13 protein-coding genes are annotated in these 19,828 nt (G+C 70.9%); all 13 read right to left on the bottom strand.

Features of this window, described 5'->3' with window-relative positions; all coding sequences use genetic code 11:
- Nucleotides 1-20: 20 nt before the first annotated feature.
- A complete protein-coding gene (locus tag ACEZDG_RS05125) occupies nucleotides 21-1,358 on the bottom strand; it encodes an MFS transporter (protein ID WP_380502915.1) in 1,338 nt (445 codons plus the stop codon).
- Nucleotides 1,359-1,445: 87 nt separating this feature from the next.
- Nucleotides 1,446-3,155, bottom strand: a complete 1,710-nt coding sequence (locus ACEZDG_RS05120) for an AMP-binding protein (protein WP_380502912.1) — start codon at nucleotides 3,153-3,155, stop codon at nucleotides 1,446-1,448.
- 5 nt (nucleotides 3,156-3,160) lie between these two features.
- The gene (locus tag ACEZDG_RS05115; protein ID WP_380502910.1) at nucleotides 3,161-3,961 is read right to left on the bottom strand and encodes an enoyl-CoA hydratase/isomerase family protein; all 801 of its coding nucleotides are present in this window, start codon (nucleotides 3,959-3,961) and stop codon (nucleotides 3,161-3,163) included.
- Entirely contained in the window at nucleotides 3,958-4,698 is a 741-nt protein-coding gene (locus ACEZDG_RS05110; protein WP_380502907.1) for an SDR family NAD(P)-dependent oxidoreductase, read from the bottom strand. The genes ACEZDG_RS05115 and ACEZDG_RS05110 overlap by 4 nt, the downstream gene beginning before the upstream one ends.
- Complete coding sequence (locus tag ACEZDG_RS05105) at nucleotides 4,695-5,186, bottom strand: iron-sulfur cluster assembly protein (RefSeq protein ID WP_380502904.1); 492 nt, start codon at nucleotides 5,184-5,186, stop codon at nucleotides 4,695-4,697. Before ACEZDG_RS05105 ends, ACEZDG_RS05110 begins: the two co-directional genes overlap by 4 nt.
- Complete coding sequence (locus ACEZDG_RS05100; RefSeq protein WP_380502901.1) at nucleotides 5,183-6,244, bottom strand: Phenylacetic acid catabolic protein; 1,062 nt, start codon at nucleotides 6,242-6,244, stop codon at nucleotides 5,183-5,185. Before ACEZDG_RS05100 ends, ACEZDG_RS05105 begins: the two co-directional genes overlap by 4 nt.
- Nucleotides 6,245-7,132, bottom strand: coding sequence for a Phenylacetic acid catabolic protein (locus ACEZDG_RS05095; RefSeq protein ID WP_380502898.1), 888 nt, complete (start codon nucleotides 7,130-7,132; stop codon nucleotides 6,245-6,247).
- Between the two features lie 65 nt (nucleotides 7,133-7,197).
- On the bottom strand, nucleotides 7,198-8,190 hold the full coding sequence (locus tag ACEZDG_RS05090) for a 3-oxoacyl-ACP synthase III family protein (RefSeq protein WP_380502895.1): 993 nt from the start codon (nucleotides 8,188-8,190) through the stop codon (nucleotides 7,198-7,200).
- Complete coding sequence (locus ACEZDG_RS05085; protein ID WP_380502892.1) at nucleotides 8,190-9,245, bottom strand: 3-oxoacyl-ACP synthase; 1,056 nt, start codon at nucleotides 9,243-9,245, stop codon at nucleotides 8,190-8,192. The genes ACEZDG_RS05090 and ACEZDG_RS05085 overlap by 1 nt, the downstream gene beginning before the upstream one ends.
- Before the next feature lie 372 nt (nucleotides 9,246-9,617).
- Entirely contained in the window at nucleotides 9,618-11,081 is a 1,464-nt protein-coding gene (locus ACEZDG_RS05080; RefSeq protein WP_380502889.1) for an MFS transporter, read from the bottom strand.
- A gap of 181 nt (nucleotides 11,082-11,262) precedes the next feature.
- Nucleotides 11,263-11,472 carry a hypothetical protein gene (locus ACEZDG_RS05075; RefSeq protein ID WP_380502887.1) on the bottom strand — a complete coding sequence of 70 codons (210 nt, stop codon included), beginning with the start codon at nucleotides 11,470-11,472 and terminating at the stop codon, nucleotides 11,263-11,265.
- 28 nt (nucleotides 11,473-11,500) lie between these two features.
- Complete coding sequence (locus tag ACEZDG_RS05070) at nucleotides 11,501-17,755, bottom strand: RHS repeat-associated core domain-containing protein (RefSeq protein WP_380502884.1); 6,255 nt, start codon at nucleotides 17,753-17,755, stop codon at nucleotides 11,501-11,503.
- Between the two features lie 409 nt (nucleotides 17,756-18,164).
- Nucleotides 18,165-19,760 carry a hypothetical protein gene (locus ACEZDG_RS05065; protein ID WP_380502881.1) on the bottom strand — a complete coding sequence of 532 codons (1,596 nt, stop codon included), beginning with the start codon at nucleotides 19,758-19,760 and terminating at the stop codon, nucleotides 18,165-18,167.
- Nucleotides 19,761-19,828: the final 68 nt, after the last annotated feature.

The raw sequence follows: 19,828 nt of genomic DNA, 5'->3' as shown, positions 1-19,828 counted from the left end.
GAACACTCCCTCACTGGAAGTCAGGCGGAGACGGCAGGGGACGCGACGGCTGTCGGCAGCTCGACCGGGTGCTGTGCGGCGGCGGTCCTCCTCGCGGAGTACTCCCGCAGGAACACCGAGGCGACCAGGCCGATCACGCCGGCGGCGGCCATGTAGACCGCGATCGGGGTCCAGCTGTGGTAGCTGCTGAGCAGCGACGTGGCGATGATCGGTCCGACCGCGCCGCCGAGCAGTCCGCCCACGTTGTAGCTGATGGACATGCCGGAGTAGCGCAGGACGGTGGGGAACAGCTGCGGCAGAAAGGTGCCCAGGGCGCCGTAGTTGGCGGCGAACCCGGTGAACAGCAGCAGGAATCCGAGCGCCATCAGCGGGAAGGACCTGGTGTCGAGCAGCGGGAACCAGGCGAACGGGGCCGCGGTCATGGCGGCGATGCCGCCGACGAAGACCGCCTTGCGGTTGTAACGGTCGCTCAGCCAGCCGAAGAACGGCATGGCGAGGATCAGGAAGACGCAGGAGACGACGAGCAGTTCCAGGACGGTGGACCGGCCCACGTTGATGGTCGCCCCGTACTTGAGCGAGAACACCGACCCCAGGTAGAACACCAGGAACATGGGCAGCGCCGCGAGCGAGGCGCACAGGGTGGCCAGGCCGTGCCGCAGCACCACGTCGAGCGCCGGCCTGCTCCTGACCGCGCCCTCGGCCTTGGACCGCGCGAACTCGGGGGTCTCCGCGAGCCGCAGCCGGACCTGGAGCGCGACGCCCACGAGCACGGCGCTGAACAGGAACGGCAGCCGCCATCCCCAGGCCAGGATCTGCCGCTCCGAGAGCTGGGTGACCAGCAGCAGCACGCCGTTGGCCAGCAGCAGCCCCCAGGCGTTGCCGGTGCCGACGATGCCGGTGAGCAGGCCCCGCCGGTTCGGCGGGGCGCTCTCCAGCGCCATCAGGAATCCACCGCTCGACTCCCCGCCGAGCGAGCAGCCCTGAATGAACCGCAGGACCGTCAGCAGGACCGGGGCGGCCACGCCGATGGTCCCGTAGGTGGGCAGCAGGCCGATCAGGACCGTCGCGCCGCCCATCACGGTGAGCGTGGTGACCAGGGTGGCCTTGCGGCCGATCCGGTCGCCGTAGTGCCCGAAGACGAAGGCGCCGAGCGGTCTGCCGACGAAGGCGACCGCGAACGTCGACAGCGACAGCAGGGTGCCGGTGGTGGGGTCGAACGAGGGGAAGAACAGCTTGCCGAAGTAGAGCGAAGAGAACGAACCGTAGATGAGGAACTCGTAGAACTCGATGCTGTTTCCGATGAGGCTGCTCAGAACGGCTCTTCTGCGCTGCCCCGTGCTGATGGTGACGGCACTCATTTCGCCTCCGCGGGGAATGGGGTTCGTTGCCGGGTGGAACCGGTCGGGCGAGCGGGCACGCGGCCCGCTCGCCCGACCGGACAAGCGCTACTTCTGGAAGTCCTCCTCCCACCACTCCTGCACCGAGCGCGAACTCCGCTGCTGCTCCCGCTTCCGCAGCTCGGCGCGCTGGGTCTTGCCGGAGACGGTGGTCTTGGGCAGGTCGGCGAACTCGATGCGGCGGATCCGCTTGTAGGGCGCGAGGTGCTCGCGGGCGTGCGCGAGGATGAGCTCCGCGGTCCGGGCCTCCGGCAGGTAGCCGGCCGCGAGCGCCACGTACGCCTTGGGCACGGCCAGCCGCATCGGTTCGGGGGAGGGCACCACCGCGGCGTCCTGGACGGCCGGGTGCTGCAGCAGCACGCTCTCCAGCTCGAAGGGGGATATCCGGTAGTCGGAGGCCTTGAAGACGTCGTCGCCGCGGCCCAGGTAGGTGAAGCGGCCCTCGGCGTCACGGGTGGCGAAGTCGCCGGTGCGGTAGTAGCCGTCGCGCATGCAGCGCGCGGTGGCCTCGGTGTCGCCCAGGTATCCGCTCATCAGGCCGAGCGGCTGGGCGTCCAGCGGCAGGCAGATCTCACCCTCCGCGGGGCTGCCCAGGACGGGTTCGCCGGTCTGCGGGTCCAGCAGGGCCACGTCGTAGCCCGGCATCGCCCAGCCCAGCGTGCCGTCGCCGTTCGGCATCCCCGGCGGATTCCCGATCGAGGCGGTGGTCTCGGTCTGCCCGTAGCCGTCCCGTACGGTGATGCCCCAGGACTCGCGGACCCGGCGCACCACCTCCCAGTCCAGCGGTTCCCCGGCGGCCACCGCTTCGCGCAGCGACATCGGCAGCCGGGTGAGGTCCTCCTGGAGCAGGCTGCGCCAGACCGTGGCCGGTGCGCAGAAGGAGGTCACCGCGCAGCGCGACATCGTCTCCAGCAGCGGACGCGCGGTGAACCTCGGCTGGTTGACGACCATGACGGTCGCCTCGGCGTTCCAGGGCGAGAACAGGTTGCTCCAGGCCCACTTGCCCCAGCCGGGGGAGGAGATGTTGAGGTGCACGTCGCCGGGGCGCAGGCCGAGCCAGTACATGGTCGACAGGTGGCCGACCGGGTAGCTCACGCTGGTGTGCCCGACCATCTTGGGGAGCGAGGTCGTGCCGGAGGTGAAGTAGATCAGCGACATGTCCTCGGGCCCGGTCCGCACGGCCTCCCGGAGCGGCTCGGCGGCGTAGGCCTGCTGGTAGTCCAGCCAGCCCGGAACCGGGTGCCCGATCGCGATGCGGGTCCAACTGCCGCTCAGCTCCTCCAGCTTGGGGGTGAGCTCGGCGTCGGCGATGACATGCCGCACCGCGCCGCGTTCCAGCCGGTCGGTCAGGTCGGCGGGGGTGAGCTGGACGGCCGTGGGGATCACCGTGCAGCCCAGCCGGAACGCGGCCAGCACGGACTCCCACAGTTCCACCCGGTTGCCGAGCATCAGCAGGATGCGGTCCCCGCGCCGCACGCCGACCGAGCGCAGCCACTGGGCCACCCGCTGGGAGCGCTCGGCCAGCTCGGCGAAGCTCAGCGAGGTGTCGGCGAGGACCGTGCCCTGCTTGTCCAGGTCGACCACGCGCAGTGCGGGGGCGTGGTTGCCCTCGGCGACGGCGTCGAACCAGTCCTCGACCCAGCTGAACGTCTCCCCGATCGCGGGCCTGGGGAAGGCCCGGGCCCGCGGCAGGTCCCCGTAGGAGGCCAGCAGGTGGTCGCGGGCGCGTCGGAACTCTTCGGTCGCTGTACTGCGCATGGTGGTTACCTCCCGGTGAAGCTGGCGTGGCCGGGACCGGAGTCGGCGAACCGCCGCATGCCGATCAGCCGGTCCTGGGTGCCGAACAGTCCCGCGAACACCGTCCGTTCGATGGCGAGGCCGGCGGCCAGATCGGTCGCCAGGCCCTGGTCCACGGCGGTCTTCGCGGCGTGCAGGGCCAGCGCGGGGCCCTTCTCGAAGCGCCGCGCCCACTCCAGTGCGGTGTCGAGGACCAGGTCGCTCGGCGTGACCTGGTCCACCAGGCCCAGCCGCAGCGCCTCGTCGGCGTCGACCTGACGACCCGTGAAGATCAGGTCCTTGGCCTTGGACGGGCCGATCAGCCGGGGCAGCCGCTGGGTGCCGCCGGCCCCGGGGATGACGCCGAGCAGGATCTCGGGCAGTCCGAGCCTGGCCTCGGTGCCGCAGATGCGCACGTCGGCGGTCAGGGCCAACTCGCAACCGCCGCCGAGCGCGGGGCCGTTGATCGCGGCCACCACCGGCTTGGGGATGGCGGCCACCGCGTCGAAGGCGGCCTGGAGCACGGATGCGTGCCCGACCATCTCGGCGTGGGTCATCGCGGCCATCTCCTTGATGTCCGCCCCCGCCGAGAAGGCCGTGGGCCCGCCGTGGACGACCACGGCGCGCACCCGTTCGTCGGCCGCGGCCTGCTCGGCGGCCTGGCGCAGCGACGCCTGGGTCGCCCGGTTGAGCACATTGAGCGGCGGCCGGTCCAGGCGCAGGATGCCCACTGCTCCGTCGATGGCCAGCCAGACGGGGGCGTGTCCCACTGCGGCGGCATTCGTCATGACCACAGCAGACCTCCATTGACTTCCAGTACGTGGCCGTTGACATAGCTGGACTCGGCACCGGCCAGGAAGACCGCCGCGTCGGCGGCCTCGTCGACCCGGCCGGGCCGGCCGAGGGCGAGCCTGGACTTGTAGCGGGACCAGATCCGGTCGTTGGAGGTCACCTGCTGGCCCATCCCCTCGTCGAGGATTCCCGGGGCCAGGGAGTTGACCAGGATGCCGCGCGGGCCCAGCTCGATCGCGCTGACCTTGGTGAACATCTCCACCGCTGCCTTGGTGGCGCAGTACCCGGCGGCCCCGACGGCAACGCGGGTCGCCATGCTGGACGAGACGTTGACGATCCGTCCGGCCGTGCTGCGCTCCAGGTAGGGGACGGCGGCCCGGGTGCAGAGGAAGACCCCGGTCAGGTTGGTGGCGACCATGTCCTGCCAGTCGTCGACCTGCAGCCGGTCCACCCGCCCGTCCCGGCTGACACCGGCGTTGGCCACCAGGATGTCCACGCCGCCGAACAGTTCGGCGGTCTCGGCCATCAGCGCGTCGACCGACGCGTCACTGGTGACGTCGACCGGGATGTAGGCGCTGCGCTCGGGGGCGAGGTCCAGGACCTCCTTGATGTCATAGGGGTTGCGGGCGGCGCAGACCACCCGCGCGCCCTCCAGCAGGTAGCGTTCCGCGATGGCCCGGCCGAGTCCCCGGGAGCCTCCGGTGATCACGGCGGTCTTCCCACTGAGCCTCATGATGACCCTCCTTGGACGGAGTCGAGTGCGGGGTGGACGGCGGAGCAGCCCGCCGTGCCGATCACGTCGAAGAGCGAGCCGCAGCCGCGGCAGTCGTAGGGCACCTTGCAGACCGCGCCGCCGAAGCGGCCGGCCCGCACCACGTCCTCGCCGCCGCAGTAGGGGCACCGGGGAGCGGTGCCCGCCACCCGGTAGCCGGCCATCCGCAGGGCGGTGCGGCCGTCCGGGGTGACCGCCGCCGGCTGCCAGGCGCCGCGGTCCCAGACGATCTCGACGGCGTGTCCCGGCGCCGCGTCGGTGAGCGCGGACCGCACCCGCCGGGCGATCTCGCCGAAGGCGGGGCAGCCGAGCCGGGTGGGGGCCAGGTGGACCTCGATCCGGTCGCCGGTCAGCGACAGCGAACGCAGCACCCCGAGGTCGCGCAGGCCCACGTCGATCTCCGGGTCGGACACGCCGGCGACCACGTCGGCGAGTTGGTCGGCGTTCAACTGAACACCCCCGCGGCATAGGTGTCGCGGACCGTGCGGCCCTGGGACAGGGCATGGGCGAGCGTGCTCCCGCCCAGTCCCGCGGTCCGGGACAGCGGGTGGCCCGGCAGCCGCGATCCGGCGCCGCCGCTGTCGCTGACCAGCGCGGCGAGGCGCTGGTGCAGGGTCGCGGCGAGAAGCCCCTGCGGATCGCCGCCGAACAGGTCGCCGGCCGCCCCGGTCACCTCGGCGAAGGCGTCTGCGAACTCCGCCTTCGTCTCGGGCCAGGCGGCCAGCGCCCGGGCCCAGCGCCGCCAGTGGTCCAGGTGGACCAGCTGCTCCTCGCGGACGGCGGCGACCGCGGGCAGCTGCGCCGCGTCGGGTTCGAGGGCCAGGGTCTGCTCGGCGAGCACGGTGACGGCCGCCGCGAAGACCAGGCCGCAGGCCACGGTGGACGGCCAGTCGGTGAGCTTCTCGACCGCGCGGGACACCTGCCACTCCGCTTGTGCCCGGTCGAAGAACCGGACGTCGACGGCGGCCTGGTCGAAGCCGAACAGGGTCAGGATCGTCCCGGCGTGCGCCACCGCCTCCTGCCCGATCGAGCCGATCGCCAGCGCCTCCTCCAGGTCGATGTAGTCGCAGATGCGGTCGCCCAGCCGGTTGCCCAGCACGAACAGGTCGTCGGCGAGCGCCAGCCACAGCTCGCGCAGCTCGGGCCGGTCGGCGCCGAGGGCGTCGTCGCGGTGCTCGGACGGGTCGCTGTGCTCCGGTGCGGAGGGGACCTCGGGCAGGGCGGAGCGGTCGCGGCGGCGGGCGGTGGGGAAGCCGGGCTGACGGTGCGGCAGTCGGGTCTTGGCGGCGAGCAGGTCCCGGTCCTCGGCGGTGGAGACGATCATGTCGGTACGGCGGACCACCCAGAGCGTGACCAGGTCGTCGCGGCGCCCGTAGGTCTCCTTGGCCAGGTACCAGGCGGTGTCCCGGCGCGGCGAGACCAGCGAGCCGGCGTGGGTGAGCGCCGTGCTGGAGCCGCTCTGGGTGAACACCTCGTAGATGTCGGACTCGTTCGGGTTGTTCGGCATTCAGGCCACCCCCTGCATCGCGCGCCGGTACTGCCCGTTGCGTTCCAGGGAGTTGCGCACCCAGTCCAGCCTCCGCTGCGACGAGGGACCGCCGTTGGCTATCAGCTTCTTCACCGCGGCCCAGTCGGGCATCGCGTACTCCCACTCGCCCGAGGGCGTCTGGTGCACCAGGGCCGGGTCCACGTGCACACCGAGCTTGCGGAACACCGGGATGATCTTGTTCAGCCAGGTCTGCCGCACCGCGTCGTTGCTGTCCGGCTTCAGGCCGACCTGCCACATCCGGTTGGTGTGCAGGGTGTCGGTGTCGGGCGGGCCGAGGTAGACCAGGATGCGGACCAGCCACACCTCGAACGCGTCCTGCACCCGGCGGCGCTGCTCGGCGTTGCCGTGGGTCATCACCTCGTGGGTCAGGTCCAGGGCGTGCTGGTAGTGGAACGACTCCTCGCGTTCGACCTTGCGCAGCGCCCTGGCGTACGGCAGGTACACGCCCTTCGCCAGGGACTGGAACTGGCAGATCGCGGCCGAGTTGGTCAGCAGCAGACCGGTGCCGAGCTCCTCCCAGGTCTGGAAGGAGAAGTGGAAGATGTTGTGCAGTTTGGTGTGGCCCTCCAGGTAGTCCAGCAGGATCCGTTCGCGCGGCAGACCCAGGTCCTCGGCGACCCGGGCCACCGCGTGCCCGTGGCCGACCTCGTCCTGGATCTTGGCCATGAGCATCTGCCGCCTGGTGTGTCCGGGCGCGCGGTCCAGCCACTCGACGTACTGCAGCACGCCCACCAGCTCGTTGAGCGCCTGCACGCCGGCGAACCGCCTGGCGCCCTCGCGCACCTCGTCAGGCATCGGATCCCACAGCTCGTAGCTGCGGTGCCCGGTCGCATGTGCTGTCGGCATGTTTGTCTCCCTCCATAGGACGTGCACGGTTGTTCAGCGGTCGGACGGCCGGCTCGGGACCGGCTTCAGTACCAGCGGACGACGACGGCCCCGGCGGTCATGCCGCCGCCCACTCCGGCCAGCACCAGGCGCTCGCCGCGCCGGAAGGGCCGGCGTTCGTGCTCGGCGCGCAGGGTGAGCGGGATGGAGGCCGCGGCGGTGTTGCCGAAGTGCGGTGCGGTGAGCGGCACCCGGTCCGGGTCGACGCCGAGCTCCTGGATGCACGCCTCCACCAGCCGGGTGTTGGCCTGGTGCAGGATGAAGCGGTCCACGTCCTCCAGCCGGATCCCGGACTGGTCCAGCGCCTCGCCGACCACCTTGGGCAGGATGCCGAGCGCGTAGTCGCGCACCTCGCGGCCCTTCATCCGGAACAGGTGCTCCCCGGCCTCCCGGGCCCGGGCGTCCACCTCGGTCCGGGTGCCGCCGGCGGGCACCTCGACCAGGTCGCGGTACTCCCCGTGGGCCGCCAGCCGCCAGCCGAGCACGCCGTAGCCCTCGGGCACCGGGCCGAGCAGCACCGCCCCGGCCCCGTCGCCGAACAGGCTGACGGTGCGTCGGTCGGTGCGGTTCATCAGCGAGGAGTAGATGTCGGTACCGACCACCAGGGCGTAGTCGCTGCCCTGCCGGGCCAGCCGGGCCGACAGCATCGAGTCGGCGACCGCGAGGGCGTAGAGGAAGCCGGAGCACACCGCGTTGACGTCGAACGCCGGGATGTCGGACAGGCCGAGCTTGTTCTGCAGGACCACCCCGGTGGCGGGCTGCGGCTGGTCCGGCGTCGAGGTGGCCACGATGATCAGCCCGAGCCGGTTCTCGGACCCGGGGCGCGCGGCCAGTGCCTCACGGGCGGCGTGCAGGGCGAGGTCGGAGGTGGTGGTGCCGGGCTCCCGGTACCTGCGTTCCAGGATGCCGGTCCGCTCCACGATCCAGTTCTCGTCCACGCCGGTCCACTCGGCGACCTGTGCGTTGTTGATGACCACGGGCGGCACATGGCCGCCCAGGCCGAGGAGTCCCATGGCCATCAGACACCCGCTTCCGGCACCTGCACGACGGCGCAGGCCCAGGTCCAGGCCGCCCCGCCGCCGATCACCAGCGCGAAGTCGCCCGGGTCCAGCGACGCGTGGTCGCGCAGGTCGGCCAGGTTCGCGAGGAAGTCCCCGCAGCCCAGGTGGCCGGTGGCCCCGCCGAACCGCAGTGCCTCGACCTTCAGCACCTCGTCCAGGATCGGCGTGTAGATGGCGTCCAGCACGCTCACTCCGAGCCGCGGCAGCGCGATGTACTTGATCCGGGGGTCGTCGAGCTCCAGCCCGGCGTCGTGCACGCTGTCCACGATCACCCTGCGGATCAGCCGGCCGGCGATCTCGCTGAACTGCTCCTTGCCGAACTCCGCCATGTAGGACTTCTTGGGACGGCGGAGGTCGATGTACGGGTTGTGGGTCAGCGGCGCGGCGCTGAAGTCGTCGCCGTGACGGAGCATCAGTTCGAGTTCGGCGGCGGTCGCGGTGGCCAGGGACACCAGCGCGTAGTCGTCGGGTTCGGCGTCGGCTCCGGCGTCGGCGTGGTGCAGCAGCACCGCGGTGCCCGCGTCGCCGTAGCCCAGGCCGTAGTCGCAGGCCCAGCGGCGGAAGCCGGGGGGCTCGAAGCGGTCGCCGGTGGTGATCAGCGCGGCGCCGAGCCCGGGGTCGGCCGCCAGCTGCGTCGCGGCCAGCTGGAGGGCGAGCGCGGCACCGTTGCAGCCCTGGTAGACGCCGTAGGACAGGGCCTCGGGGCTGCCGATCTCGTTCGCCACGAAGTGCGGCGGCGACCACATGTCGTGCCCCTGGTGGTATATCCAGGTGTGCAGGACCAGGCCCACCCGGTCGGGGCTCCAGCCGGCCCTGGCCATCGCCTCGTGAGCGGCCTCCACCGCCAGTTCGGGCGCGGACAGCCGGGTGGCGACCGGCAGTCGGGTGACTCCGATCTTGTCCGCGTCGATCTGGTCCAGCTTGCCGGCCGCGACGGCGTCCTCGGCGGTCTCGTGGTCCGGCGGGAACCACGAGGTCGCGGTCTTGATCCGCAGGTCATCTCGGAATTTCATCAGGTTCCTTCGTGAGCTCGGGATTCGTGGGGAGTGCGGTTCTCCGTCACTGGCGCCCTGAGTTACCAGTGGCTTCCCGCCCAGAGTTACATACCTTCGCAGAGGTATGTAACTCTGACGAGTGCGGTTCTGTGAGCGGCCGTGCAAGTGTGGGACATCCGCACTTGCACGGCGGGAGCCATTCCTGGCCGACAACAAATACCTTATCGAAGGTATGTTCCTTGGGGCCATAGCCGTCGGCGCCGCAAGGAGAAGCAAAGGAGAAAGCCGCACGACCGAGCCATCGGGTCGTGCGGCAGTTGGCACCGGCGCCTGCTGATCATCCGTCAGGCTGCTCGGTTGTGTGATGCCCCAGGGCTTCGTGACGCGGCGTCAGCCCACCTGGGAGGCGGCCTCGACGGTGTCCTCGGCCGGCACGGTGGCGGCTGCGGGCGTCGGCAGGGGCTGCTTCTTGAGCCCGAGTCCGATGAAGGCGCCGCCGAGCGTCGCCGCGGCGGCGACCCAGCCGGCCGTCTTCAGGCCGCTGAGCAGCGCGGCGGTGTCCGGGTTGTGTCCTGCGCTGGAGTTGGCCACCGCGACCAGCACGGCGAGGCCGATGGCGCCGCCGATCTGACGGCAGGTGGAGGCGAGGGCCGAGGCGACACCCTGCTGGGCCGGCTCGACGCCCGAGGAGGCGATGGCGACATACAGGGAGGGGAAGGCGAAACCGCCGCCGGCGCCCCAGATCACGACCCCCGGCAGCAGCGCCCAGTAGGAGCCGTGCACGGACATGCCGGCGATGATCGCGCCCAGCCCGACGGCGGTGCCGAGCGAGCCGTAGAAGAGCGTGGTGCGCACGCCGATCCGGCCCAGCACCCGGGCGTTGAGCTTCATCGCCACCGCCATGCAGGCCACGGTCGGCGGCAGGAAGGCCAGCCCCGCGGCGAGCGCGCCGTAGCCCAGCACCGTCTGCAGGTAGGTGGTGAGCAGGTAGTACGTGGCGCCCGAGGAGGCCTGGAAGACGATCAGCGCCAGCACGGCGACGATGAGGCCGCGCAGGCCGAACAGCCGCAGCGGTACCAGCGGGTCGGCGGAGCGCTTCTCGACCAGCACGAAGAAGGCCAGGAACAGCACGCCGAGGGCCATCGCGCCGGCGCCCTGGGTCGATCCCCAGCCCTTGTCAGGACCGCTGACCAGGCCGAACACCAGCAGGGTCGAACCGATGGTGGCGACCACGGCGCCGAGGGCGTCAAAGCTCCGGCCGTTGCCCAGCGGACGGTCGGCGGGCAGGATCCGGGTGGCGGCGAAGGCGACGGCCAGCGCGAGCGGGACGTTCACAAAGAAGACCCAGTTCCAGCCGAAGGCGCTGGTCAGCACCCCGCCGAGGAGGGAACCCGCGGCCAGACCCGCGCTGCCCATGGCGCCCCACACGGAGGTGGCCCGGTTGCGCTCAGGGCCCGGGGCGAAGGTGGTGAAGACGAGCATCAGCGTCGCCGGCGTCAGCAGCGCACCGCCCACGCCCTGGGCCGCGCGAGCGGCCACCAGCAGCACGGCGCTCTGCGCGAGTCCGCCGGCCAGCGAGGAGAGCGCGTAGATCACCAGGCCGGTGACCAGCATCCGGCGCGGGCCGATCCGGTCGACCGCGCGGCCTCCGAACAGCAGCAGTCCGCCGAGCGCGACCGCGTAGGCGCTGACGACCCACTGCAGCGACTGCGGGGTGAAGCCGAGCTGGCGCCCGATGTCGGGCAGCGCCACATAGACGATGTTGTAGTCGATCGTGACGATGAACTGGGTGAACGCCAGCAGGGCGAGGGTGTACCCGGCCCACCGCGGCGATCGGGTGTCTGACGTGGTCATGTTTCTTCCTTCGATGCTGGGCGGGGGCGCGCCCGGGCGGACTCCAGAAGACAAGAATAATCCCTTCGCAAAGGTATGTAAATCCCGAATCGTGCGGGCCCGGACGGTCATCCGCGCCTCCCACGACGACGCCCCCACCGGACCGTTGGGTCCGATGGGGGCGTCGATCACTTCGTCGTGGTCAGGGGCGGCGGCTCCTGACCAGGGCGAGGGAGTCCAGCGCCAGGTTCGCTGCCGCGAGCACGCAGCCGATGGCGGCCAGGACATGGGACGTGGCTGCCAGCACGATGACGAGGACCAGCAGGATCACGGCGTCGAGGACAACGGTGAAGCCGTTGACCCGGCGCCAGGACGTCCAGCGGGAAAGCAGGGAGGCGGTACTGCCGGGCATGGTCTCTCCCAAGGTCGTGACAGCGGGACTACTTGCAGTAACCGCCGCTGTACTCACCGGGGATGAGCCCGGGGTACCCGATCGGCCACTTGAGCTTGATGCAGTGGTGCCGCGAGCTGGCGCCGCTGGCCTTCCACGCGATCACGGCCGCGTTGAGCGCGATCCACTTCAGGATGACACCGCCGAGGCCGGTGACGGCGAAGAGGGTGGCGGCCGAGTTGAAGATCGCGATGACGCCGGCCGCCCGGACGATCTTACTGGTCTCCTTCTTGTTCAGGTACAACGTCCCGCTGAACCATCCGAAGGTCCACTTGAACATTCCGGTGAGGTCGTAGCCCATGACCGGGTCGGCCGGGTAGGTGTAGGCGTTCTCGTTCCCGCCCAGGACCGGGTCGATCTGCAGGAAGCGTCCGGTGGCGGGGTTGTAGAGGCGGGCGCCCATCAGGGTGAGACCGCTGGGGGTCCCGCTCGCCCGCTGCTTGGCGCCGATCCAGCCGTAGGTGGTGGCCGAGGTGGCGTTGATGAGGTTGCCGTACTCGTCGGCGGCCTGGACGACGGGCGCCTGGGCGCTGTCCAGGGGGAGTTGGACGGTGACGTCGCCGTGCAGGTTGGTCAGCTGCAGGGAGGTGCTGTCGGTGGCGGCGGTGACGGCCGCCAGGTCGCCGTCGATGCCCTGGACGTACCGGTGGATGCCGCCGGTGTTGCTGTCCACGGCCCAGTCGGGGCTGTCGGAGTCGCTGGTGTAGTGGTTGGTGGTGGTGTCGGTGAGGGTCCAGGTTCCGTTGGCGTAGGCCGTGGTCTGGGTGTTCCCGACCCGGCCGGCCGGGTCCAGGTTCCAGGTCTGGCTGTTGTTGCCGTTGGTGTCCTGGTAGCCGGTGTCGTTGGTGTAGTAGCCCATGCGGGTGCCGTCGGCCTGGTTGGTGGTGCGGCCGAAGGCGTCGTAGCTGACGGCGGAGCCGTTCACCGTCTGCAGCCGGTCCGCCGTGTCGTAGGTGTAGGCGGTGGTGGCCGGGGTTCCGGCCGAGCCGTCGGAGTTGTCGGTGCTGGTGGTCAGCCCGGTGCGGTTGGTGTTGGCGTCGAAGCTGTAACCGCGGTGGGTGGTGGTGCCGGCCTCGGTGTCGGCGACCTGGACCAGTCGGCCCGCGGCGTCGTAGCCGTAGGCCTGGTGGCTGCCGACACCGGCGTCGGCGGTGTGGTCGACCTCCTGGCCGGCGACGCTGAAGCTGCCGTAGTCGGCGGTGACCTCGGTGCCGTCGCTGTCCCGGGTGTAGATCCGTCCGGTGGCCTGGCCGACCTGGTCCCGAATGATCGTCAGGGTGATGCCGCCGGGCAGGTGTTCGGCGTACATGTTGCCGTCGGAGTCGTAGTCCGCGGAGGTGGTCCCGGCGACCGAGTCCGTCAGCGTGGCGACCTGGCCCGCCGTGTTGTAGGTGTAGTGGGTGGTGGACGGGGCGCCGTCGGTGACGGTGACCGGCCGGTTGAGGATGTCGTAGCTGGTGTTGGCGCCGCCGCCGGCCCCGTCGGTGTACTGGGTCTGCCGGCCCAGGGCGTCGTAGGTGTAGGTGATGGTCAGGCTGTTCGCGGTGACCGTCGCCTTCTTGCCGGTGGTGGAGTCGTAGCCGATGGTGGTGTCAGGGACGGCGGTGCCGACCCCGCCGGTGACCGAGGTCTTCAGCAGGCGTCCGGAGTCGCCGTAGGTGTTGGTGGTGGTGCGGGTGACGCCGTTGGCGGTGTCGGTGACAGTGGCCACGTTGCCGTAGCGGTCGTAGGTGGTGGTCCTGGTGGGCAGTTGGGCCGGGTTGCTGCCGCCGCCGGTGACCGCGGCCGCCGGTCCGGTGGAGCAGACCAGGTCGGCCCACTCCGGGCGGCCGTGGCAGGCGCCGGTGCCGGTCGCCGACCAGTAGCTGGTGACCGTGGTGCCCGCGTCACTGCCGGTGGACTTGGGCAGCGAGGTGGAGACCACCCGGCCCTGGGCGTCGTAGCCGGTGGTGCTGGTCAGCTTCAGCCCGCTGGGGTCGATCGTCCCGGAGGTGGCCAGGCCCTTCACCCAGTCGAAGCCGGCGGTGTTGGTGGTGGTGTCGCCGTCCGGCGCTCCGGCGACGACCGCGCCGGTCTGCGCGGTGGTGATCTGGTTGCTGGTGGTGGCGGTTCCGTCGTTGGGACGGCCCTGGTCGTAGGTGTTCAGGGTGTGCTGGCGCGAGGGCACCTGGGTGCCCGCGGTCAGCGTGCCGCCGGAGGTGGCGGTGTCGTGGGTCAGGGTGACCAGGTGGATCGGCTCGTACTGCTGGACCAGGCGCTGGCCGACCACGGCCGGGTCGGTGTTCTTGTCGGTGCCGGTGTCGGCGACCACGCTGGTGGTGTTGTACAGCGAGGTGGTGGACAGGAGTTGGGCGCGCTGGACGGTGGTGTCCTGGTCGATGTCCAGCGACTGCTGCTCGGCGGTCTGCCAGGCGGCGGTCCCCAGGGCCAGTTCCCGGTTGGAGGCGCCGAGTTGGAAGACGGTGTTGCCGTACTGGTCGTACTGGGTGGTGGTGATGTGCCCGCCGGGCGTGGCGGTGTTGACCTCGCGGCCCGAGGCGTCGGTGTAGGTGATGGTGGCGCGGTTGTAGCCGCCGGCGCCGAGGGTGGACCCGTCGTTGGAGGCGGGCACCTGGTCGGCCGGGAAGACCGCGGTGGCGTCGGTGGGTGCGTCGCTCTGGGCCCAGGCGGCGGTGTCGGCGCCGCCCATGGCGTTGGGCGCGCCGCTGCCGGACAGCGGCACGTTGTAGACCACGGTGGTGGTCGCGGTGCCGCCGTCGGTCTGGGTGTTGCTGCCCTGGGTCAGGGTGGGACGGGAGGCGGAGAGCAGCATGCCGTCGCCGGCGATGGAGGAGGTGCCGACCTTGCCGTAGGCGAAGGTCCACGGCAGCTGGCCGGGATCGGCCTGGGTGGCGACGCGGCCTGCCGCGTCGTAGCTGTAGCTGGTCTTCAGCGCCGGGCTGATCCTCGGGTCGTAGACCTCGCGGAGGCGGCCCTGGTCGTCGTAGTTGTAGTGCGCCAGCACCTTGACCGTGCCGGTGGAGTCACCGGGCGCGGTGGACCACAGCTTGACCTCCTTCACCTGGCCGGCGAAGTCCGCGAAGACCGAGGACGTGCCGGTGGTGGCCGTCGCGTACAGGTACTCCAGCACCCGGCAGCCGGCCGCGGGGGTCCCGGCGGCGGTGGTGGTCTGGCAGGTCGCCGCGTCCGTCGCGCTGGTCGGGGCGATCACGTACTTGGGGCGGGCCAGGGTGACGCCGTTCACGGTGACCGTCTGGTAGGTGACGGTGGTGGTGGAGTTGTCACTGGACAGGAAGGTCGCGGAGACCTGCCAGGTGGCCAGGCTGCTGTCGGGCTTGGTGAAGGTGGTGGTGACGCCGTCGGTGTTCTTGACGGCGAAGGACCCGGTCAGTGAGCCGGTCAGGGCCAGGTCCTCGGCGCCCGGTTCGGGCTTCCAGCCGCCGCCGGCCGCGGCGGTGAACCCGGTGGGGTTGCCGTTGGTGTCCACCAGGGAGACCGAGGTGGCGGAGGTCTGCTTGAGGTAGGACCAGTTGGACCCGGTCGCCTCGGCGGTGGTGCCCGCGCTCCACTGCGGACCGAAGACGGCCGCCTGCCCGCTCTGCGCGGACCCGCCGGACGGACGCCGCGAGGACACCGACCGGGTGACCGACATGCCGAAGGCGGAGGCGTCGGTGGCGGTCAGCGAGGCGTCCCCGGTCAGCGAGTTGACGCTGGCCGGGCCCACGGAGAGGCTGGGCGCGGTGCCGGCGTTGCGGTCCACGGTGACGGTGTTGGCCGGGGAGCCGGCCGTGGTGGTGCCGTCGGTGAACAGCGCCCGCACATCGACCGGGCCGTCGGCCAGGCTGTCGGAGATGTTCCAGGTCAGCGCGGCGGGCGTACCGCCGGTGGCCGCGACGGGCCAGGCGGCGGGGGTGGAACCGTCCGCGTTCTTGGTGACGTTGGCGAGGGGCACGTTGTGCCAGGTGTCGGTGGCGCCGATGCGGTACTGGTAGGTCACTCCGGTGTAGGAGGCCTGGCCCTGGGCCATCAGCCCGACCCGGCGCGCGGGGCGCTCACCGGTGCCGGGCGCGGTCAGCGCGGCACCCGAGCCCGCGTAGAAGATGTAGTAGGTGCCGGTGGCCATGTTCCCGGCCGCGTCGTGGGTCTTGGCGATCAGGGTGTGCTTGCCCGCGGTGAAGGTCAGCGCCTTGGTGAACGCCGCACCGGTGGTCGCGGTGTAGTTCCACGCCCCGTTGTCGAGCTGCCAGGCGACCTGGCTGGTGTCGGAACTCGGCGGCGTCATGGTGAAGTTGCCGGTGAAGTTCCCGCTCGCGTCCGGGGTGCCGGACCACGAGTTCCCCGGGAAGTCCGTGGACGTCACGGTGGTGTTGGCCGGGGCGGCGGTGTCGACGGTGAAGTTCATCGCCCCGCTCCAGGCGGAGTACTGGTGGCCGTCGTAGGAGCGCACGCTCCAGGAGTAGGCGCCGTCGGGCAGCGCGGTGGTGGGCTTCCAGGTGGCCGCCGCGCCGGGGGTGACGAACGCGGAGGTCCCGGTGGCCTTGACCGTGGAGCCGGACAGGATCTGGTAGTTCAGCTGCACGGTGTCGCTGTCGGCGTCCGTGGCGGTCGCGGACAGGGTCGGGGTACCGGTGGTGGTGTTCCAGGGGTAGCCGGTGCCCGAGGGGGTCAGCGTCCCGTTGGCCGGGGTGGCCGGGGAGTGGTCGTAGGTGATGGAGAACGTCGGGTTGGCCGAGAAGCGGACCAGGTCCACGTCGTTGGTCTCGGTGGCGTTGAACAGCCCCATGGTCCAGCCGGCGTTGTGGATGTCGGCGATCTTCTGCATCCCGGAGGTGACGTTGAACGCCACCGCCTGGTTGGGGCTGCTGCTGGTGGTGGTGAACGTCGCCGACGCGTTGGGGCTCGGGTAGTTCGGGTTGGCGGAGGACTCCTTGGCCGGCTGGTTGTTCCAGTTGGTCGCCGAGGTGATCGAGGCCATGGAGAACGCGTTCACGGTGGTGGAGTTGGAGCCCGAGGCCGCCGCGTAGGTGACCTTGGTGTTGAAGGTCGCCCCGAGGATCGTGGACCCGTAGATCGCGGTCGGGATGCTCATCGAGTAGAAGGTGCGCTCGATCCCGGTCGGGGAGGAGAAGCCCTGGTAGCCCACGGCCAGCCCGGTGCCGGGGGCCGCGTCGTAGTTCGAGGTGCTCGGGTACGCCTGCTGCACCTGGTCGTAGTGCAGGGTCGCCCCGGAGGCGGGGTGCGGCACGTACGCCGGGTCGACGTAGACCGGGTACACCGTGGTCTTCGCGGTCAGGAAGGCGTGGTCCGCGGCGAGGTGCAGCTGGTGGTTCTTCAGCGTGGCCTTGACCCGGGCCTGGTGGGCCCGGCTGCCCGGCGTGTGCGCGGTGGAGCGGCTGCCCGCCGCGGCCGTCCGCGCGACCGCGACCTTGCTCCGGGCCGCCGCGTTGGCACCGCCGACGATGTCCGCCGCGGGGGCGGCGGCGGGGGCGGCAGCGGTGGTGGAGGAGTCCCACATCACCGGGGCCGGCGAGGTCAGCAGCGCCTTGCCGTGCGCGTCGGCGACCGTCAGGTTGCCGCCCGCGTCGGTGGCCGCGGTGGTGCCGGCGCCGGTGTTCACCGCCTGCACCAGGTCGGCCAGCGCCGGATCCGCCGCCGCCGCACTGTTCTTGACGATCAGGGTTTCCTCGACGCCACCGGACACGGTCGCGGTGACCTGGAGGTCGACCCCCGAGGCCAGGACGTTCGGATAGGTCAGCACGGCGCCCGAGACCGTCGGCCTGGGAAGCGCGGTGGGCCAGGTCAGCGAGACCTGCTTGCCGTCGACCGTCATCGTGGCCAGCGGGCCGCTGCCGCCGGCGGACAGCGACAGCGGGGACTCGGAGGCCGCAGGTCCGAAGGTCCCGTTCGCCGACGCGGTCAGGGTCGCGTCCAGCGACGTCCACGCTCCGGCCCGCTTGACCCACTTGGGCTCGGCGAACGCCGTGTACGTCAGCGATCCGTTGGGGTTGGCGAAGGTCTGCGAGGCGTCAGTACGCGCGTCCATGACCTCGATCGCGCGGTTCTGCAGGCGTGCCATCAGCAGCGCCGATGCCGTGTTCCCCGCCTGGGCCGCGCCCGGTCCCGCCGGGACCGGCGGCGCGGCCGAGGCGGTGCCCGGCGTCACGACCGCCAGGGCGGTCGATATGAGGGCCGCACTCACCAGCGCGGCCGCGCAGCGCCGCCGGGAGGTGTTCACCTGCCCCATGAGTTTTCCTGAAGACATGAAAGCTCTGCCTCATCCCCGATTGGTCACCGAGTGTGACTGATTTCTGCGGCCGGCACTGGCCGGCGAGAGGATCATGACACTGCGACAGAATCAGCCCAGCTCAGACCTGAGGAAGATTTGAGGAACGCCCGGACGGGCCGAAGCGGCCCGGAGAAGGTGGTTACACGGCGTGATGAAAAGGGGGAGCAATGTCCGTTTCCAGGGCACCGTGATCAAAGGAAATGATGAAGCGTCAGGTAAGAATCGCCTTGCCCGGGAGGGCGGCCGTGATCAATCCGATATGGAATATCGACGGTTATGTGGACAAGACGTGGCAGTCCTGTGGGCACCGCTTCCAGCTCAACAGCGGTGCCCACACGGGTCCATGACGCAGTCGCGGATACGCCGGCTACCTGATGTGGACGTAGGTGGCGGGGCCGGTGCTGTCGAGGAAGCCGGAGCTGGGGGTGTCCCAGACGACCTGCCAGGTGCCCGCCGCTGTGTCCTTCGCGGTCAGCGTGAAGGCACCAGTGCTGCTGGTGGTGGCGGTCTTCTTCACGGACCAGGTCCGGCCCTGGTAGGGGCGGAACTCCAGCAGGACGTGGGTGTTCCTGGCGGGCAGCCAGGAGCCGGCGGCGGTCTGGTACTGGACGTGGCCGGTGAAGGCGACCACGACGTTCCTGGTGACGGTGGTGTGGTTGGGCTTGCCGCCGGTGATCCGGGTGCGGTCGCGGTCGACGTGCACCGGCCTGCTGGTGGCGGCCAGGTAGGCCGCGGTGTCCGGGACGTAGTGGAGCCGGTACCAGGCGTGCGGATTGGCGCCCGCGAGCGCGAGCGTCTGGGAGCCGGACTGGGGCAGTTCCTTCACCCGGCCCCAGCGGCTGGTGCCGTCGGCCGAGGACTCCAGGTACAGGTGCCCGGACGTCGGGATGCCGTCGGTGCTGCCCTCGGTCGCGGTGAAGTGCAGCGTCCCGTGGGCGTCGATGCTCACCTGGCTCAGGCCGGCACTCACCTGCTGGATGATCGAGGCGAAGGTGAAGGGGATGTCGGAGCTGCGCAGGTAGGGGTCCAGGGTACTGCCGGTTTCGATCCACCAGAGCGAGTTGATGGCCGGCCAGGTGAATCCGAAGGCCCCCGTGGCGGAGGTGACCGTGGAGGGGTTCGGGCTGTTGCTGCTGGAGGTCCGCATCGGGGCGCCCGGTACCGGCTTCCAGGTGGGTCCGGCGGGGTCGGTGGCGTCCAGGTACTGCAGGGTGCCGGTCACGATGGCGGGTCTGCCCGCGACGACCGAGGCAGGGCCGGGGTCCATGACGATCCGGGTGTCCTCGCGCTGGGTGTAGACCTGCACCGCCGAGGGGTCGGCCTCTGGTGCCCCGGCAAACAAGGTGTAGGTCTTGGGCGAGACGGCCAACGGTATCGGCGCGGTGATCGAGAACCGCCCGTCCTGGTCCGCGGTGGTCGTGGGGTTCTGCGGCGTTGAGAACAACACGCTTGTCACAAAGGGGGCGTCGCTGTAGCCCGAGGCCGGGTCGTAGGTGGTGAGCCGACCGGTGACGGTGACCGTCTCATGGCCGTAGGTCAGCGGGGACGACGCCGAGGAGGTGGAGGCCACGTCCTGGAACACCGGCAGTTCGCGGAAGGGGTACAGCCGGGTTGGGGTGTCCAGCGGGACGTCCCCGTCCAGGGCGGTCACGTGCTCCACGTAGGCGCCGTACCCGTAGGGCAGCTGCAGCACCCCGGACAGCCAGGCACCCGGCGACTGCTCGGTCAGCGGCACGGTGACGCTCTCGGTGGTGCCGCGCAGGGTGTACGTGGCCGTGACGCTGGTGGCGCCGACAGCGGTCACGCTCAGCACCGTGCCCTGGACGGTCTTGACCCGCGCCACCGAGACGGGCGAGGTCGCGGGGGCCGACGAGTCGGCCAGAGCCACCGGGGCGACGGGCAGCGCCAGCGCGGTCGCGGCAAGCGCGGTGGCCGTGGCGAGGACGAGCGTGCGGAGCTTCAAAGCGGCCTCCGGGCCAGTGGACCGGGGTTCACCCGGAGGGAGTACGACGTGTACGCCCTGCGGATCAT

The sequence above is a fragment of the Streptacidiphilus alkalitolerans genome (assembly GCF_042511045.1).
GTDB classification, from domain to species: Bacteria; Actinomycetota; Actinomycetes; order Streptomycetales; family Streptomycetaceae; genus Streptacidiphilus; species Streptacidiphilus alkalitolerans.
Note: the sequence above shows the minus strand (reverse complement) of the source record. Positions and strands in the feature narration are given on the sequence as shown.

Bases quoted from the DNA above. Each gene is read 5' to 3' on its own strand.
- ACEZDG_RS05125 (WP_380502915.1), bottom strand. From the start codon at position 1,358: ATGAGTGCCGTCACCATCAGCACGGGGCAGCGCAGAAGAGCCGTTCTG.
- ACEZDG_RS05120 (WP_380502912.1), bottom strand. From the start codon at position 3,155: ATGCGCAGTACAGCGACCGAAGAGTTCCGACGCGCCCGCGACCACCTG.
- ACEZDG_RS05115 (WP_380502910.1), bottom strand. From the start codon at position 3,961: ATGACGAATGCCGCCGCAGTGGGACACGCCCCCGTCTGGCTGGCCATC.
- ACEZDG_RS05110 (WP_380502907.1), bottom strand. From the start codon at position 4,698: ATGAGGCTCAGTGGGAAGACCGCCGTGATCACCGGAGGCTCCCGGGGA.
- ACEZDG_RS05100 (WP_380502901.1), bottom strand. From the start codon at position 6,244: ATGCCGAACAACCCGAACGAGTCCGACATCTACGAGGTGTTCACCCAG.
- ACEZDG_RS05095 (WP_380502898.1), bottom strand. From the start codon at position 7,132: ATGCCGACAGCACATGCGACCGGGCACCGCAGCTACGAGCTGTGGGAT.
- ACEZDG_RS05090 (WP_380502895.1), bottom strand. From the start codon at position 8,190: ATGGCCATGGGACTCCTCGGCCTGGGCGGCCATGTGCCGCCCGTGGTC.
- ACEZDG_RS05085 (WP_380502892.1), bottom strand. From the start codon at position 9,245: ATGAAATTCCGAGATGACCTGCGGATCAAGACCGCGACCTCGTGGTTC.
- ACEZDG_RS05080 (WP_380502889.1), bottom strand. From the start codon at position 11,081: ATGACCACGTCAGACACCCGATCGCCGCGGTGGGCCGGGTACACCCTC.
- ACEZDG_RS05075 (WP_380502887.1), bottom strand. From the start codon at position 11,472: ATGCCCGGCAGTACCGCCTCCCTGCTTTCCCGCTGGACGTCCTGGCGC.
- ACEZDG_RS05070 (WP_380502884.1), bottom strand. From the start codon at position 17,755: ATGGGGCAGGTGAACACCTCCCGGCGGCGCTGCGCGGCCGCGCTGGTG.